This window comes from Streptomyces sp. NPDC025806, assembly GCF_055558275.1.
The window spans coordinates 164,059-178,125 of the sequence record NZ_JBVHMU010000008.1; the positions used below are offsets into that span (position 1 = coordinate 164,059).

General features: G+C 72.9%; 10 protein-coding genes. All 10 read right to left on the bottom strand.

Annotated elements, in window-relative coordinates; translation table 11 throughout:
• Positions 1–116: 116 nt before the first annotated feature.
• The 10 genes from ACZ4E1_RS20195 to ACZ4E1_RS20240 all read right to left on the bottom strand — a co-directional run bounded on the left by ACZ4E1_RS20195 (position 117) and on the right by ACZ4E1_RS20240 (position 14,065).
• Positions 117–1,253 carry an FHA domain-containing protein gene (locus ACZ4E1_RS20195; RefSeq protein ID WP_467540959.1) on the bottom strand — a complete coding sequence of 379 codons (1,137 nt, stop codon included), beginning with the start codon at positions 1,251–1,253 and terminating at the stop codon, positions 117–119.
• Between the two features lie 63 nt (positions 1,254–1,316).
• Complete coding sequence (locus ACZ4E1_RS20200; RefSeq protein WP_467540961.1) at positions 1,317–2,684, bottom strand: vWA domain-containing protein; 1,368 nt, start codon at positions 2,682–2,684, stop codon at positions 1,317–1,319.
• A gap of 45 nt (positions 2,685–2,729) precedes the next feature.
• Positions 2,730–4,043: a PP2C family serine/threonine-protein phosphatase gene (locus tag ACZ4E1_RS20205; RefSeq protein WP_467540963.1), complete on the bottom strand. Its 1,314-nt coding sequence runs from the start codon at positions 4,041–4,043 to the stop codon at positions 2,730–2,732.
• 31 nt (positions 4,044–4,074) lie between these two features.
• A complete protein-coding gene (locus ACZ4E1_RS20210; protein WP_467541341.1) occupies positions 4,075–6,717 on the bottom strand; it encodes a serine/threonine-protein kinase in 2,643 nt (880 codons plus the stop codon).
• Between the two features lie 44 nt (positions 6,718–6,761).
• Positions 6,762–8,084, bottom strand: a complete 1,323-nt coding sequence (locus ACZ4E1_RS20215) for a hypothetical protein (protein WP_467540965.1) — start codon at positions 8,082–8,084, stop codon at positions 6,762–6,764.
• Between the two features lie 46 nt (positions 8,085–8,130).
• Positions 8,131–9,168 (bottom strand): glutamate ABC transporter substrate-binding protein, encoded by a 1,038-nt coding sequence (locus ACZ4E1_RS20220; protein WP_467540967.1) that lies wholly within the window; start codon positions 9,166–9,168, stop codon positions 8,131–8,133.
• Positions 9,169–9,182: 14 nt separating this feature from the next.
• The gene (locus tag ACZ4E1_RS20225) at positions 9,183–10,628 is read right to left on the bottom strand and encodes a hypothetical protein (RefSeq protein ID WP_467540969.1); all 1,446 of its coding nucleotides are present in this window, start codon (positions 10,626–10,628) and stop codon (positions 9,183–9,185) included.
• Positions 10,629–10,926: 298 nt separating this feature from the next.
• Positions 10,927–11,901 carry an N-acetylglucosamine kinase gene (locus ACZ4E1_RS20230; RefSeq protein WP_467540971.1) on the bottom strand — a complete coding sequence of 325 codons (975 nt, stop codon included), beginning with the start codon at positions 11,899–11,901 and terminating at the stop codon, positions 10,927–10,929.
• On the bottom strand, positions 11,898–13,163 hold the full coding sequence (locus ACZ4E1_RS20235) for a 6-phospho-beta-glucosidase (RefSeq protein WP_467540973.1): 1,266 nt from the start codon (positions 13,161–13,163) through the stop codon (positions 11,898–11,900). Before ACZ4E1_RS20235 ends, ACZ4E1_RS20230 begins: the two co-directional genes overlap by 4 nt.
• Positions 13,164–13,171: 8 nt before the next feature.
• Positions 13,172–14,065, bottom strand: coding sequence for a carbohydrate ABC transporter permease (locus tag ACZ4E1_RS20240; RefSeq protein ID WP_467540975.1), 894 nt, complete (start codon positions 14,063–14,065; stop codon positions 13,172–13,174).
• Between the last annotated feature and the right edge of the window lie 2 nt (positions 14,066–14,067).

The following is a 14,067-nucleotide window of genomic DNA, read 5'->3' on the forward strand; positions in this document are numbered from 1 at the left end:
GGTGCTGGGCACCTTTCATCGGGGAAGGCGCGGCGAAGCCGCATGCCTTCAGGGGCGCGGGGAACTGCGCGACCAGCCCCCACCGGCCGTCAGACGGACGACCGGCCCAGAAGACCTCAGCCGCGATGGATCGTGATCGTTGTCCACGCGCCGACGTGGACGCGGTCGCCGTCCTGGAGGGGGATCGGGACGAAGGGCTGGATGGGCTCGTCGCCGCCGTTGACCGTCGTGCCGTTCGTCGAGTTCTGGTCGACGACCGCCCACGAACCGTCCGGCTGCTGCACCAGCACCGCGTGCTGGTGCGAGACCCCGGGATCCTCCGGCGGCACCGACAGGTCGATGTCCGGGGTGTCTCCGGTCGAGTGCCGGCGGCGGCCGATCGAGATCTGGTTGCCCACCAGCTCACGGCGCTGCTCCGGCGAGTACGCGGGCAGGTTCAGACCCGAGGCCTCGGGCCCGCTGCGCTGCATCATCGCCATGAAGTACTCGCGGTCCGGACCGATCGTCGCCGACCAGGTCACAGGGCCGGGCGGAGCGGGCTGCGGTGCCGGCGGCATCGGCTGCTGCTGGAAGCCGTGCGGCGGCGGCGCGGGCGGACCCGGCTGCTGCGAGGACGGGGGCGAGATCACCCAGTCGTCCCCGCCGCCGCCGAAGGACGGAGCGGGCGGCGCGGGGGGACCGGGCGGGCCGGGCTGCACAGGCGCCGGAGGAGGCGGCGGCTGCTGCTGGAAGGCCTGCGGGACACCGCCGCCCGTCCCGTGCGGACCCTGCGGCGGAGCCATCGGCCCCGAGGGCTCGCCGCCGAACGGGTTCGGCGGGATCGGCTCGGCCGGCCGGTTCATCTGCGAGGGCCGCGAACCCTGGTACTCGTACGGGTCGGGCCCCTGCGGCGGCTGCTGGAAACGCAGCGCCGGATTGGCGCCCTGCGCCCCCTGCGGACCACCGGAGGTGTGCGGCAGCGGCGGGTTCGGCGCGGCCGGGGTGTACGACGTCGCCGTGTTCGTGAGGAAGTTCCAGCGGCACTCCTCGCAGAACGGCGCACCGCCCTCACGCGGCGTACGGCACTGCGGGCACAGTTCGGGCGCGCCCGGTCCGCCGCCCTGCGGCGCCTGCGGCACCGACGGTCCGGGATATCCGTAACCGGCGGCCGGGGGCGGCGGCGGGGGCGGGGGCACGGCACCGGCCATGCGGTGACCGCAGACCTCGCACCAGTCGTCGGAACCCGACTGGTGTCCGTTCGGGCAGGTCGGCATGTCGGCGCTTCCCCCTCTCCTTCACGTGCCTGGCTGTCAGGCGTGCTGCTCGGTCGTACTGCTTCAGGCTTGCTTCTTCACGCGAACCGTCTTGGTGGACCGGGTCTCGAGAGTCATCTCGTCGGCCTCCGCGACCTTCGCCTTCAATCGAACAGTACCTTCCGCGGCATCCACCACGTCCACCACCTTCGAAAGCAGCTTCGCGGTGTCCGCGTTTCCGGAGAGCGCCGCCAGCTGCACCGCGCGGCCCAGCTTCGCGGTCGCCCCGTCCACGTCACCGGCCTTGCGGGCGTCCAGTCCCTGCTGGATGACCTGCGCCAGTTCGGCCTGGCCCGTGTAGTGCGCGACCTGCGGGTTGATGGAGGTGGAGGCCGCCATGTCGTCCGTCCACACCGCCCGCACCAGACCCTGCGACAGCGCCTGCGCGGTGCCGTCGGGCTGCGGGATCACCAGCGAGACCCGGGCCGCGAGCATCTCCTGGCCCAGCTCCGCGTTCGGCACCTGCACGCACACGTGGTAGTCGCGGGACTCGTCGCCCCACGAGCCCGTCGGATAGTCCCCGGCGCGCGGGCCCACCTCCGTGCGACGGTCGGTCAACTCCTCGACCGCGGGCGCCACCTGCTTGACGAACTTGATCTCGGAGCCGAGCGGGGTCCACAGGCGCAGCGCCACGTCCGCGACCTCCTTGCCCATCGCCGTCTCCATCATCTGCGTGAAGTCCCCGGCCAGATGCGCCGGATCCGCGACGATGTCCGCCGTGCCGAGCAGCGCGGAGGCGATCCCTGTGACCTCTTTCACCTCCCAGTCGGTGCCGACCCCGCGCGCATCGCACGTGAAGCGGCCCGAGCAGTGGTCGAGCGCGGCCTTCAGGTCCTCCGGCGACTCGTGCTCGTTGCGCCCGTCCGTCAGCAGGATGCCGTGTCGCACCGCCGTCGGGGACACCTCGGGCGAGGACAGGAGCCGGTCGGCGAGGCGCAGCCAGGTGCCGATCGCGGTGCCGCCGCCCGCCGACAGCTTGCGCAGCGCCTGCTTGGCGGCCTCGCGGGTCGCCGGATCGGCCACGGCGAGGCGCCCGCCGCCCGGATACACCTCCCGCGCCACGTGCGTGCCGTCGATCACCGCGAAACGCACCCCGTCGCGCAGCGTGTCGATCGCCGCCGCCGACGCCTCCCGGGCACCGCGCATCTTCGTCGGCGGATAGTCCATCGAGCCCGAGCAGTCCACCATCAGCGCGACCGCCGCGTCCGGGCCCCCGCCCGCGCTGTACAGGTTCGGCGCCCCCACCGCGCCGCTCGCCGCTCCGACCGTGCCGCCGCCGGTGGACGTGACCGTGACGATCGCGTTGACCTCACGGCCCCCCTCCGGCAGGTACTCGTTCTGGTAGACCTCCACCGAGAACTGCGGGGCGTTCGATTTCGAGAAGTTGGCCATGTGACAAGTCCCCCTGCTGTATCAGGCCTTCTGTGGCAGACCGGATCAGGCCGATCCTGCCCCCGTCGGCGGGACGGGGAACGGCAGCACCGCCACTGTTACGTTGTCGTGGCCGCCGCCGTCCAGGGCGTGACCGACCAGAACCTGCGCCGCGTGCAGCGGTCGCGCCGCCGCGTCGGCCGGGACAACCCGCGCCATGTCCTGCGCCGACTCCGCGTAGTTCCACAGTCCGTCCGTGCACACCACGACCACTCCGGGCCGGTCCGGCTTGAACGAGGCGGTGTGCGGCTCCAGTTCGTACGCGTCCGCCCCGAGCCAGCCCGTGATCGCGTGGGCCCGCTCGTCGGCGTACGCCTCCGCCTCGTTCATCAGCCCGGCCGCCACCATCTGCGCCGCCCACGAGTCGTCCTCGGTGAGGCGGGCCGCGGGCGCCGTCCGGTCGTCCGGCACCCAGTAGGCGCGCGAGTCGCCGACCCAGCCGACGACGAGCAGCTCCTTGGTGACGACCGAACCGACGAAGGTGCAGGCCGGTGCGTTCTGGTGCGGCTGGTGCTCGCGGGCCGTCTCCGGCTCCGCCGCCAGCGCGTTCACCGCGTCGGCCGCCGCCACGATCGCCTCGTGCAGCGCCTGCTGCGGGTGCGTGCCGCGCGGCAGCGACTCGTGCAGCGCCTCGTTGGCCGCCCGGGACGCGGCCAGGGACGCGTCGTCCGGCCGGGTCGCCGAGGACACCCCGTCGCAGACCACGGCGACCACCGCGGGGGAGCCGTCGGGCAGTGCCGCCGAGGACACCGCGAACGCGTCCTCGTTGCGGTGGTGGCGCAGACCCCGGTCGCTGACCGCGGCGACCGCGCCCAACTCCTGCTCCATGTGGTCGCGTTCGCGCGGCTGGGCGTGCCCGCAGTTCTCGCAGTAGCCGTCCGGGTCGACCTGTCCGGACCGGCACGCCACGCACAGCTTGGTGCCGGCCGGTGGCGTCGCCGCCTCCAGCTCCTGTGTCGTCGCCGTCCGCGGGTCGGGCGCCGCCAGCCGGAAGTCCTCACCGGCGTCGTCCGCCGCGGCGTCGGGCCCGTCGAAGCGGACCGCCGTGGGCAGTTCACCGCCCGCCGAGTCCGTGCCCTCCAGATCGGTCGGCAGATGCACCGGCGCGGGCGTGTCCGAGCTGTCCACCTCCTGCGCGGCCGGCCACTCCACGGAGGCGTGCTCCGGTTCGCCGTCCGGCGTGCTCTGTGGCCCGAGGTCGGGCGCGGCCATCGTCAGCGTCGGCCGGTCGTCCGGCCCCGCCGACAGGTCGTACCCGCACGCGCCGCAGAAGCGGTCGCTCTCCTCGAGCGGTTCCGCGCAGCTGGGACACACTGACATGGCGGCCGCCTTCTGCGTCTGCGACATCAACTCACACCCACGTCCGGGGGCGGTAACGGTTGGCCCGCTCCACCAGTTCGATCCTCTCCTCGCCCCGCCGGGCGAGCCTGGCCAGTGTCCGGTACGAACGCTCCAGGCCCAGGCGCAGGCCGCGCTCGTCCAGGTCGCTGCCGAGCACCGCCGCGCGGGCGGGGGCCTGCGGCGGAGCGGAACCCTGCCTACCGGAGAGTACCCAGTCCAGCGCCGTACCGAGGACCTCGGTGGACAACTCCTCGCGGCGCACGGCGTCCAGACCGAACGCGTCGAGCGCCTCCACCTGCCCCGCCGCCGCCGTCAGATCCCCGAGCAGCGGGTCCCCCTGCGGGGTGCCTCCCGCCGTCCGGCCGCGCAGCCGGGCCCGTACGGCGGCGACCCGCGCCGCCGTGTAGTGGATCGACGCCTCCGGCACCGACTCCAGGGTGCGCACCGCGCCGCCCCGGTCCCCGGCCGCCCACTGCACCCGGGCGAGCCCGAACGCGGCGCTCACATAACTCGGGTCCGTCGCCCACACGAGGCGGTAGTACTCCGCCGCGTTGTCCAACTGGCCGAGCACCTCCGCACACACGCCGAGCGCCAGCTTCGGCGCCGGCTCGCCCGGGAACGCGTCGTAGATCGCGTCGAACGACAGCGCCGCGTTCGCGTGGTCGCCCGTCGCGAGCGCCGCCGCGCCCCGGTACCAGACCACCCGCCAGTCGTCCGGATGGTCCGCCTCCAGGGCCGTCAGGCCCCGGTGCGCCGAGTCCGTCTCGCCCATCTCCAGACGGGCCCGCAGCTCGCGCAGCCGCAGCTCCACGGAGCCCGTCGGCGCCGCGTGCAGTGCCGCGATCAGCTCGGCCGGCGCCGACGCCATCAGGCCCGCGAGGAACCCGGCGTTCGGATCGCCCGGGTCGACCCGCGGCACCGGCAGGGCCAGCGCCGTGGCCGCCGCCGCGAGCGGGCGCACCAGCTCGGCGGGGGAGGGCGGCAGCGCGGGCCGGGCCGGGGCCGCGGGCGGCGCCGCGGACCGGGACCCGCGCCGTCCGCGCTGCGGCACGGCCCGTACCCCGAGCTGCGACACGTCACCGTCCAGAGCGCGGAACAGTTCGGTGTCCGTCACCTTCACCTCGGGACCGAACAGCGTCGAGAGAGCCGGTCGCGGCCGGTTCGTCTGCAGCGCCACGACCTCGCGCAGCACACCCGTCAGTTGCTCCGCCATCTCCTGCGCGGAAGCGAACCGGCGCGCCGGGTCCGGGTCCGTGGCCCGCACGAGGAGCCGGTAGAAGGACTCGTAGCGGCGGAACACCTCGATGGTGTCCGGGTCCGGCAGGGAGTCCACGAACACGTTCGTGTAGCCCTGGAAGTCGAAGGTCAGCACCGCGAGGGTGCGCGCCACCGTGTAGAGGTCGGAGGCGACCGACGGGCCGAACTCGGCGACCTCCGGCGCCTGGTAGCCGACCGTCCCGTAGATCGCCGACTCGTCGTCGTCCATCCGCCGGACCGCGCCCATGTCGATGACCTTGAGCTGGTCCTCGGTCTGGATCGCGTTGTCGACCTTGAAGTCGCAGTACAGGAGATTGCGGCTGTGCAGATGACCGAGCGCCTCCAGCGCCTCGATCCCGTACGCGCAGGCCTGCTCCACCGGCAGCGGATCCCGCTTGCCGTCCGGGGTGCGCCGCTCGTTGGCGATCTCCTTGAGGGACTTGCCGCCCACGTACTCCATGACGATGTAGCCGTCCATGGAACCGGTGCGCTGGTCGAGGTGCTCGACGAAGTTGTAGATCCGCACGATGTTGCTGTGCTCGATCTCCGCCAGGAAGCGGCGCTCCGAGATCGCCGCCGCCATCGCGTCCTGGTCGCCCGTGTCGAGCAGACCCTTCAGGACGACCCAGCGGTCCGACACCGCACGGTCGATCGCCAGGTACACCCAGCCGAGCCCACCGTGCGCCAGACAGCCCACGACCTCGTACTGGCCGTGCACGATGTCGCCCGTCGCCAGCTTCGGCACGAACGAGTACGGGTGCCCGCACTTGGTGCAGAACCCTTCCGTCCGGCCTGGCCGGTCACCGCGCGCCCGGCCCACCGGCGCCCCGCAGTCCGAACGCGAGCAGAATCGCTTCCGCTCGGGCACCTCGGGATGCTTCTGCACCATCGCGCGCGGGTCGGGCCGCGGCACGTCCGGCACCCGCACCAGACCGGCGCCAAGGCGCGCCCGGCCCGAACTGCTCGCCGAGGCGCCCGAACTGCGCACCGACACCGACCGCGACGTCGAAGCACCCGACAGCGAACGCGACAGCCGGCCCGACACCGAGCGGCGCGACTGCGAGGACCGTGACGAGGTCCGCGACGACGCTCGCGCGCTCGACGAGCTCTGCGAACCCCGCGAACCGCCGCCCGCGATCCCCGTCGGCGGCGACGACACCATCCCCGTCGGCGACACCACCGGCGCCAGCCCGCACGTGTCGCAGTACAGCTCGCCGCCGCCCACGTCCTCGTACCGGCCGCCGCAGCCGGGCCGCTGACAGGTGCCCGGAGTCCGGGGCGCGGGCGACGCCGAGGCGTGCGTCGCCGCACTGCGCGACGACCCCTCCGACAGGGCGCCCGCAGGCGTCGACGCCGGCTTGAGGCCGCACGTGTCGCAGTACAGCTCCCCGCCCATGTCCTCGTAACTGCCCGTGCAACCGGGCCGCGTGCACTTCACGGCTACGGCTCCCCCCTCCGGTCCGTGGGCGTGGCCCCCGCGGGCCCGCCCGGTGACGACAGCGTCTCGGCCGCCGCCCGCTGATAGCGGAGCACCGCCGCCTCGGCCGCCCGCAGATCGCAGGGCGCGCTCCACAGCATGCGGCGCGCCGCGTCGTACCGCTCCACCAGGAACGGATCCTCCGCGAAACCGAGTCGCGCCACCTTCGCCTTGTACGCGTCCAGCCGGCCGCGCAGCTCGGCGCGCACCGCCAGCGGCGCCGTCACGGCCGTCAACGACTCGCGGGCGCGCAGCAGTTCGTCCTCCGCCTTCGACTCCAGGGACTCCAGGAGCGGCGACAGCCGGTGCCACTGGCCGTGCCGCCGGTAGTCGGCCGCCGCGGCGAGCTGCTCCTGGAGCGCCGTCGGCGGACCCGACACCGCGGGCACCTCCGACGCGGCGATCTTCGCGAGGACCTCGCCGCGCGCCGACCGCGCCTCCGCGAGCGTCCGGTCCGCCCGCGACAGCACGTCCCGCAGCTTGCCGAGCCGCGCCTCCGCGTCCTGGCGCACGGTCAGCACGGCCTCGATCTCGCGCCGCACCTCGTCGAGCGCCCGCGCCTGCCGGTCGTACGCGGCCGTGTCGGGACGGCCGCCGCCCGGCGCCGAACTCCCCGGCGCCTTCTGCCAGTACGTGAGTGGGTCCGACACGACCTCCGCGCGCAGCCGGGTCAGCGCGCCGGTGATCCGCTCCAGGTCGTCGCCCGCCGGATGCTCACCCGGGCGCACCCCCACCGAGTGCGCCAGCTGCCGGGTGCGCCCCAGCTCGGCCGCGAGCATGTCTATCCGGGCGGGCAGCGCCGACCAGACCGCGTCCGCGGCCACCACCATGTCGAGCGAGGACGCGTACAGCTCGTTCATCCGCTCCACGAGCGCGGCCAGCGTGAACCGCTCCGACAGCTTCGCCGGACCCGTGATCGACGACGGCGCGGAGCCGCCCGCGCCGGACGCCACGGTGACGCACTCCCCGCGCAGCAGCTCGGTCAGCTCCACCAGGTCGTCCCGGCTGGACCAGCGGCGCCGCGAACGGATCTCCCGCGCCGTGCGCAGTGTGCCCGCGTACGCGTCGAAGTACGTCCACAGCAGCGTGATCGCCTGCTCGGCCGACGCCCAGCGGTCCCGGGTCGTCCCGGTCAGCTCGGCGCCCTCCAGCAGGCGGCGTCCGGCGTGGTCCTGGAGCGCGAGCAGCGACGTCTCGACCGCCTCGTGCTCGGCGCCGAGCCGGGCCAGGGCACGGTCCACCTCGTCCCGGTCCATCACCGGACCAGGGGGTCCCGCGTCGCCCATCGATCACCTCTCGCTGTGTGTCGTGCTCGTCGTTGCGGTGTGCGGGTCACTTGTACTTCGGTGCGGGCGGCCCGTCGGACGCGCCGAGCGCCGGCTTGAGCCAGAAGTCGTACGACTTCTGCCAGCCGCCGTCCTCGCGGTAGTCCTCCAGGACCTTGTTGACCCGGCGCACCAGACCGTCCGCGTCCTTCTTCATCGCGACGCCGTAGTACTCCTCGGTGAACGGGTCTCCCTTCAGCTCCACCGTCGGGTCCTGTGCGGCCTGGCTCGCCGCGAGCGCGCCGTCCGTCACCACCGCGTCGACCTCGCCGAGCTGCAGCCGCACCAGGCAGTCCAGCTGGTTCGGCACCGTCGTCGAGATGTCGGCGCTGGCGGGCAGTTTGCCGGACTTCTTCGCGGTGTCCAGCGTCTCGAAGGCCGTCGAACCGGTCGCCGTGCAGATCCGCTTGTCCGCGAGGGACGGGCCGAAGCCCTTGATGTCCTTGTCCGTCTTCGGCGCGAGGACCTGCTGACCCGTCTGGAAGTACGCGGTGGAGAACGCCACCTCGTCCAGGCGCGTGCAGCTGATCGTCATCGTGCGCACGACCATGTCGACGTCGCCCCGCTGGATCGCGGGGATCCGCTCGTTCGTCGGGATGGCCTTGAGGCGCACCGCGTTCGGGTCGCCGAGGATCTTGTCCGCGATCTCGTGCGCGAGATCGATGTCGAAGCCCTCCAGCTCGCTCTTCTTGTCCTGGTTGTTGGGGTCGCGGTAGCCCCAGCGGTAGCTGTTCTGGTCGACACCGACCGACAGATAGCCGCGGTCCTTGATCTCCCGCACGGCGTCCCCGGACTCGTCGCCGCTGGGACGCAGGCTGCGCTCCGGCTCCTTGCCGTCCACGCCCGCCTCGCAGTCCGTCGCCCGCGCCTGCGTGCCGTCGGCGACACCCGCCGAGCCCACGCCGGCGCCGTCGTCCTTCGCCGCCGTGCGCTGCGTCAGGGGGAGCAGCAGCGCGAACACCGCCGTCAGGGCGCACACCACCGCCATCGCCGCCACGCCGCCCCAGCCGCGCAGACTCACCTTGCGTGCCCGTCGCTCGTCCATCACCGCACCCCCTCTCACCGGTACTCCGAAAGCCGGCGCCCGATGCCGAGCACGGCGGCCGCCGCCGCGAGCACCGCGAGGACCGCCGAGCCGACCACGAGACCCGTCATCGCGCCGCGCCCGTCCTTCGCGTACGTGTCGAACTGCCGCTGCTCGTGCGCCAGCGCCTTGTCGAGGCTCTGGTCGACCTGGTCGAAGCACTCACCCGTCGGCTTCTCCTGCTTCGAACCGATGATCTTGTCGAGCGCGCCCTGGTAGTTGCCGGAGTCGTCCTGCGCCCGGGCGTCCTCGTGCCGCTTCAGCCATTCCTTCATCCCGCTGTTCGCGGTGCCGACCGGGGTGCGGCCCGAGGTGTCGTCGGCGAGCGACGCGGCCTCCTTCAGCCGGCCGCCGAGCAGGTCCATCTGCTTCTGGAAGTCGACGTCGTACTTGTCCTTGGTCTCGCCCTGGACGGACACCGTCTCGGCGCCCCGGCTGACCAGCGTCAGGTTCTCGTTGCCCCGCGCCTTCAGGGAGGCGATGCTCGCGTCGTGCAGCACGTTCAGCGAGCGCACCCCGTGGTCGTACGAGGAGTCGAGGCCGCTGCGCGCCACCGTGTGCCCCACCACCAGCCACAGCAGCACGACCGTCGTCGCGGCGGTCGCGCCGAGCAGGCCCTGGTTGAACACCCGGTTCGTGCGGCGGTAGTTGCGGCGCTGGGCCCAGCCGAGGGCGCCGAGCGCGAGGACGCCGATCGCGATCGCGATCCACGGGTACGGGGTCGCCGCGTCGTAGTCGTCCCGCAGCCGCTGGTTCTCCTTCGTGTACAGGTCCTCGGCGGCCGGGAGCATCTCGGTCTGCATCTTCTGGTTCGCGTACCGCAGATACGCGCCGCCGAGCGGGAAGCCCTGCCGGTTGTTGGCCCGGGCGCGCTCGATGAGGCCCTTGTACTGGGGCAGCAGCGTGTTCAGCCGCGCGATCGTGCGGGCCGAGGGAGTGTCGGGGTCGGTGCTGGCCGCGGCCCGCACGAGCTTGTCGGCGGCCCGGCGGATGTCCTTCTCGTACCGGTCGCGCACGGCCGCCGGTTCCTGGCCCCCCGCCAGGAACCCGCTGGACGCGGCGGTGTTGGCGTCCGCGAGGGAGCGGTAGATGTCGGCGGCGTCGGCGCTCAGCGGCTGGCTGGAGTGCAGCACGTCGTCCGCGGCGCTCGAACGGTCCGTCATCTGCCAGGCCGTCGTCGCGCCGAACGCGACGACGAGCAGGGCGAGCACGGCGCCGATGATGCGCAGCCGGCCCGGCTCCGTGATCGCGGCCGCCCTCAGGCGGTCGACGCCCTCGGCCCAGGCCGTGCGTCTCGGCGGGGCCGGGGGCGTGGTGGGTGCCGGGGCGTTCGTCGGCGGGGCCGGGGACGGGCCCCGGGTCTGTGGCGGCACGCTCGGCATCGTCGGCGGAGCCGCGCTCCCGTTCGGCGGGTGTGTCACTCGCCCCTCCCCCATGGTCGTCCGGTCGCCGCGATTATCGCTGCCGCGGTGGGCATCCGCACAGGGCTTCCCTGGATCTTGTATGAACCCCCCGCTGTGGAACACGTGATCGGGGGGCCGGTGGTTCCACACAGTGCCGCTGAGTGGGGGGCTGATCGCGCAGTTCCCCGCGCCCCTGAAATGCAGACGCTTCGCGTCGCATTTCCCCGACGCGTGAACGCCCCTGAGATGGTGCACGAAGTGCGCATCTCAGGGGCGCGGGGAACTGCGCGACCAGCCCCCACCGGGCCGCGGTCGCTCAACGGGCGTAGTGAGCCCGGACCTTCGTGTACGCGTCCGGGGCGGAGCCCACCGCGTCCAGGCCCAGGAGAACCGCCCCCAGAACGGGCGGCTCCGTCACGACGCGGGGGCGGGCCTGCGGGGCCCGCGAGGACAACAGCTCCCCGACCCGGCGATCCAGCAGCGCGTGCCGCGCCGCGAGGACCGACCCCCCGAGCAGCACCGGAACCTCCGCCTCCAGCAGGTCGAGCCGCCGCAGCGCCACCACCGACATCGCGACGATCTCCTCGGCCATCCGCTCCACGAGCCCCCGGGCGACCGCATCGCCCTCCGCGGCGACCGCGAAGAGCACGGGCGTGCACTCGTGGCGCCGCGCCACCGGGATCCGCCCCAGATGCATCGCCTCGATCAGCGCGTACATGGACCCGAGACCGAAGTGCGCGGGCAGCGCCCGCATCAGGGCCGTCGGCTCGCCGCGCCCGTCCTCGGCCCGCGCCGCGAACCAGAGGGCCTCCTCGGCGAGGCCGCCCCCGCCGCCCCAGTCCCCGGAGATCTTGCCGATGGCGGGGAAGCGGGCGGTGCGCCCGTCGGGCAGCATGCCGACACAGTTGACGCCGGCCCCGCAGACGACCGCGACGCCGCGCGGCTCCGCGTCCTCCAGAAGCCCGGCCCGCAGCACCGCGAACGTGTCGTTGCGCACCTCCACCCGGTCCGCCGCCGACCAGCCGCGCCGCCGTACCTCGGCCGCCAACTCCCGTTCCTCGACGGGCAGGTCCGCGTTGGCCAGGCAGGCCGAGACCTGCTCGACCGCGTCGACGCCGGCCTCCGCGAAGGCCCGTCCGACGATCTCCGCCAGCACGTCGACGGCCTCCCGCACGCCGACCCGGGGCGGCTGGAACCCGCCGCCCCGGGCCTCGGCGACGACGGTGCCGTCGGCCGCGACCACCGCGACGTCGGTCTTGCTGTTGCCCGCGTCGATGGCAAGGACGCTCATGCCCACGCGAGGTGCTCCCGGTTGTGCGCGATCAACTGGTCGGTGAGCCGGTCGGCGTACTCGATCTGGCCGATCAGCGGATGGGCGAGCAGCGCCCTGAAGACCCGGTCCCGGCCGCCGCGCAGGGCCGCCTCCAGGGCCAGGTCCTCGTACGCGGTGACGTTGGCGATCAGCCCCGCGTACAGCGGGTCGAGCGCCCGGACGGGCAGCGGGCGGGCGCCCTTGGAGTCGACGGCGGCCTGCACCTCGATCACCGCGTCGTCGGGCAGGAACGGCAGCGTGCCGTTGTTGTACGTGTTCACCACTTGATGCGGGGAGCCGCCCCCGCCCAGCAGCGACGCGGCCAGGTCGACCGCGGCCTCGCTGTAGAACGCGCCGCCGCGCTGGGCGAGCAGCGCCGGCTTCTCGTCCAGCGCCGGATCCCCGTACATCTGGAGGAGTTCGCGCTCCATCTCGGCGACCTGCGCCGCCCGGGACGGCTTGGTGCGCAGCTCGGCGACCACCGCGTCGTGCTGGTAGTAGTAGCGCAGGTAGTACGAGGGGACGACGCCGAGGCGGTCGACGAGCGTGCGCGGCATGTGCAGGTCCTCGGCGATCGCGTCGCCGTGCTCGGCGATCAGCCGCGGCAGCACGTTCTCGCCGTCCGGGCCGCCGAGCCGCACGCCGAGCTCCCACGTGAGGTGGTTGAGGCCGACGTGGTCCAGGTGGACCTCGCCCGGCGTCACGTCGAGGAGCTTCGCGAACTTGCGCTGGAAGCCGATGGCCACGTTGCACAGGCCGACGGCCTTGTGTCCCGCCTGGAGCAGGGCGCGGGTGACGATGCCGACCGGGTTGGTGAAGTCGATGATCCAGGCGTTCGGGTTGGCGCGCCGGACGCGCTCGGCGATGTCCAGGACGACCGGCACCGTGCGCAGCGCCTTGGCGAGGCCGCCCGCGCCGGTCGTCTCCTGGCCGACGCAGCCGCAGTCCAGCGGCCAGGTCTCGTCCTGGTTGCGCGCGGCCTGACCGCCGACGCGCAGCTGGAGCAGCACCGCGTCCGCGCCGGCGACACCCGCGTCCACGTCGGACGTGGTGCGGATGACGCCGGGGTGGCCCTGCTTGGCGAAGATGCGCCGGGCGAGGCCGCCGACCAGTTCCAGGCGGTCGGCCGCCGGGTCGACGAGGACGAGCTCCTCGATCGGCAGGGTGTCCCTCAGCCGCGCGAATCCGTCGATGAGTTCGGGGGTGTAGGTCGACCCTCCGCCGACCACAGCGAGCTTCATATCGGTTCTCAGCCCTTTACTCCGGTGAGGGTGACGCCTTCGACGAAGGCCTTCTGTGCGAGGAAGAAGACGAGGATCACGGGAGCCATGACCAGGACGGTCGCGGCCATCGTCAGATTCCAGTCGGTGTGGTGCGCGCCCTTGAAGGACTCCAGGCCGTAACTCAGGGTCCAGGCGCCCGGGTTCTCGGACGCGTAGATCTGCGGTCCGAAGTAGTCGTTCCAGGCGTAGAAGAACTGGAACAGCGCCACGGCGGCGATGCCGGGCCTGGCCATCGGCAGCACCACCCGCACCAGGGTCTTCAGCTCGCCGCAGCCGTCGACCTTCGCCGCGTCGAGGTACTCGTTCGGGATCGTCATCAGGAACTGCCGCAGCAGGAAGATGGAGAACGCGTCACCGAAGGCCATCGGGATGATCATCGGCCACAGCGTGCCGGACAGGCCCAGCTGCTTGGCCCAGAACAGATACATCGGGATGACGACGACCTGGGGCGGCAGCATCATCATCGAGATGACCAGCATCAGCGACAGATTCCGGCCCCGGAAGCGGAACTTGGCGAGCGCGTACGCCACCGGGATCGAGGACGCGACCGTGAGAACGGTGCCCAGACCCGCGTAGACCAGGGTGTTGCGCCACCAGGTCAGGAAGCCCGGGGTGTCGAAGACCTTCCGGTAGTTGCCCCACTCCCAGGTGTGCGGGATCAGATCGCGGCTGAGCGCCTGGCTGTCGCTCATCAGCGACGTCAGCAGCACGAACACGAAGGGCAGCACGAAGAAGAGCGCGGCGGCGACGCCGAGCGCGTGCACGGCGATCCAGTGGAGCAGGGCGCGGCGCCGTGCGCTGCGCCCGGCGGGCGTGACCGGGGTCTGCAACCGCACGGGCTTGTCGAGGACTTGAGTCATGA

Coding starts and splice junctions, on each gene's coding strand:
- ACZ4E1_RS20195 (WP_467540959.1), bottom strand. CDS start 1,253: ATGCCGACCTGCCCGAACGGACACCAGTCGGGTTCCGACGACTGGTGC.
- ACZ4E1_RS20200 (WP_467540961.1), bottom strand. CDS start 2,684: ATGGCCAACTTCTCGAAATCGAACGCCCCGCAGTTCTCGGTGGAGGTC.
- ACZ4E1_RS20205 (WP_467540963.1), bottom strand. CDS start 4,043: ATGTCAGTGTGTCCCAGCTGCGCGGAACCGCTCGAGGAGAGCGACCGC.
- ACZ4E1_RS20210 (WP_467541341.1), bottom strand. CDS start 6,717: ATGGGCGGGGAGCTGTACTGCGACACGTGCGGCCTCAAGCCGGCGTCG.
- ACZ4E1_RS20215 (WP_467540965.1), bottom strand. CDS start 8,084: ATGGGCGACGCGGGACCCCCTGGTCCGGTGATGGACCGGGACGAGGTG.
- ACZ4E1_RS20220 (WP_467540967.1), bottom strand. CDS start 9,168: ATGGACGAGCGACGGGCACGCAAGGTGAGTCTGCGCGGCTGGGGCGGC.
- ACZ4E1_RS20230 (WP_467540971.1), bottom strand. CDS start 11,901: ATGAGCGTCCTTGCCATCGACGCGGGCAACAGCAAGACCGACGTCGCG.
- ACZ4E1_RS20235 (WP_467540973.1), bottom strand. CDS start 13,163: ATGAAGCTCGCTGTGGTCGGCGGAGGGTCGACCTACACCCCCGAACTC.
- ACZ4E1_RS20240 (WP_467540975.1), bottom strand. CDS start 14,065: ATGACTCAAGTCCTCGACAAGCCCGTGCGGTTGCAGACCCCGGTCACG.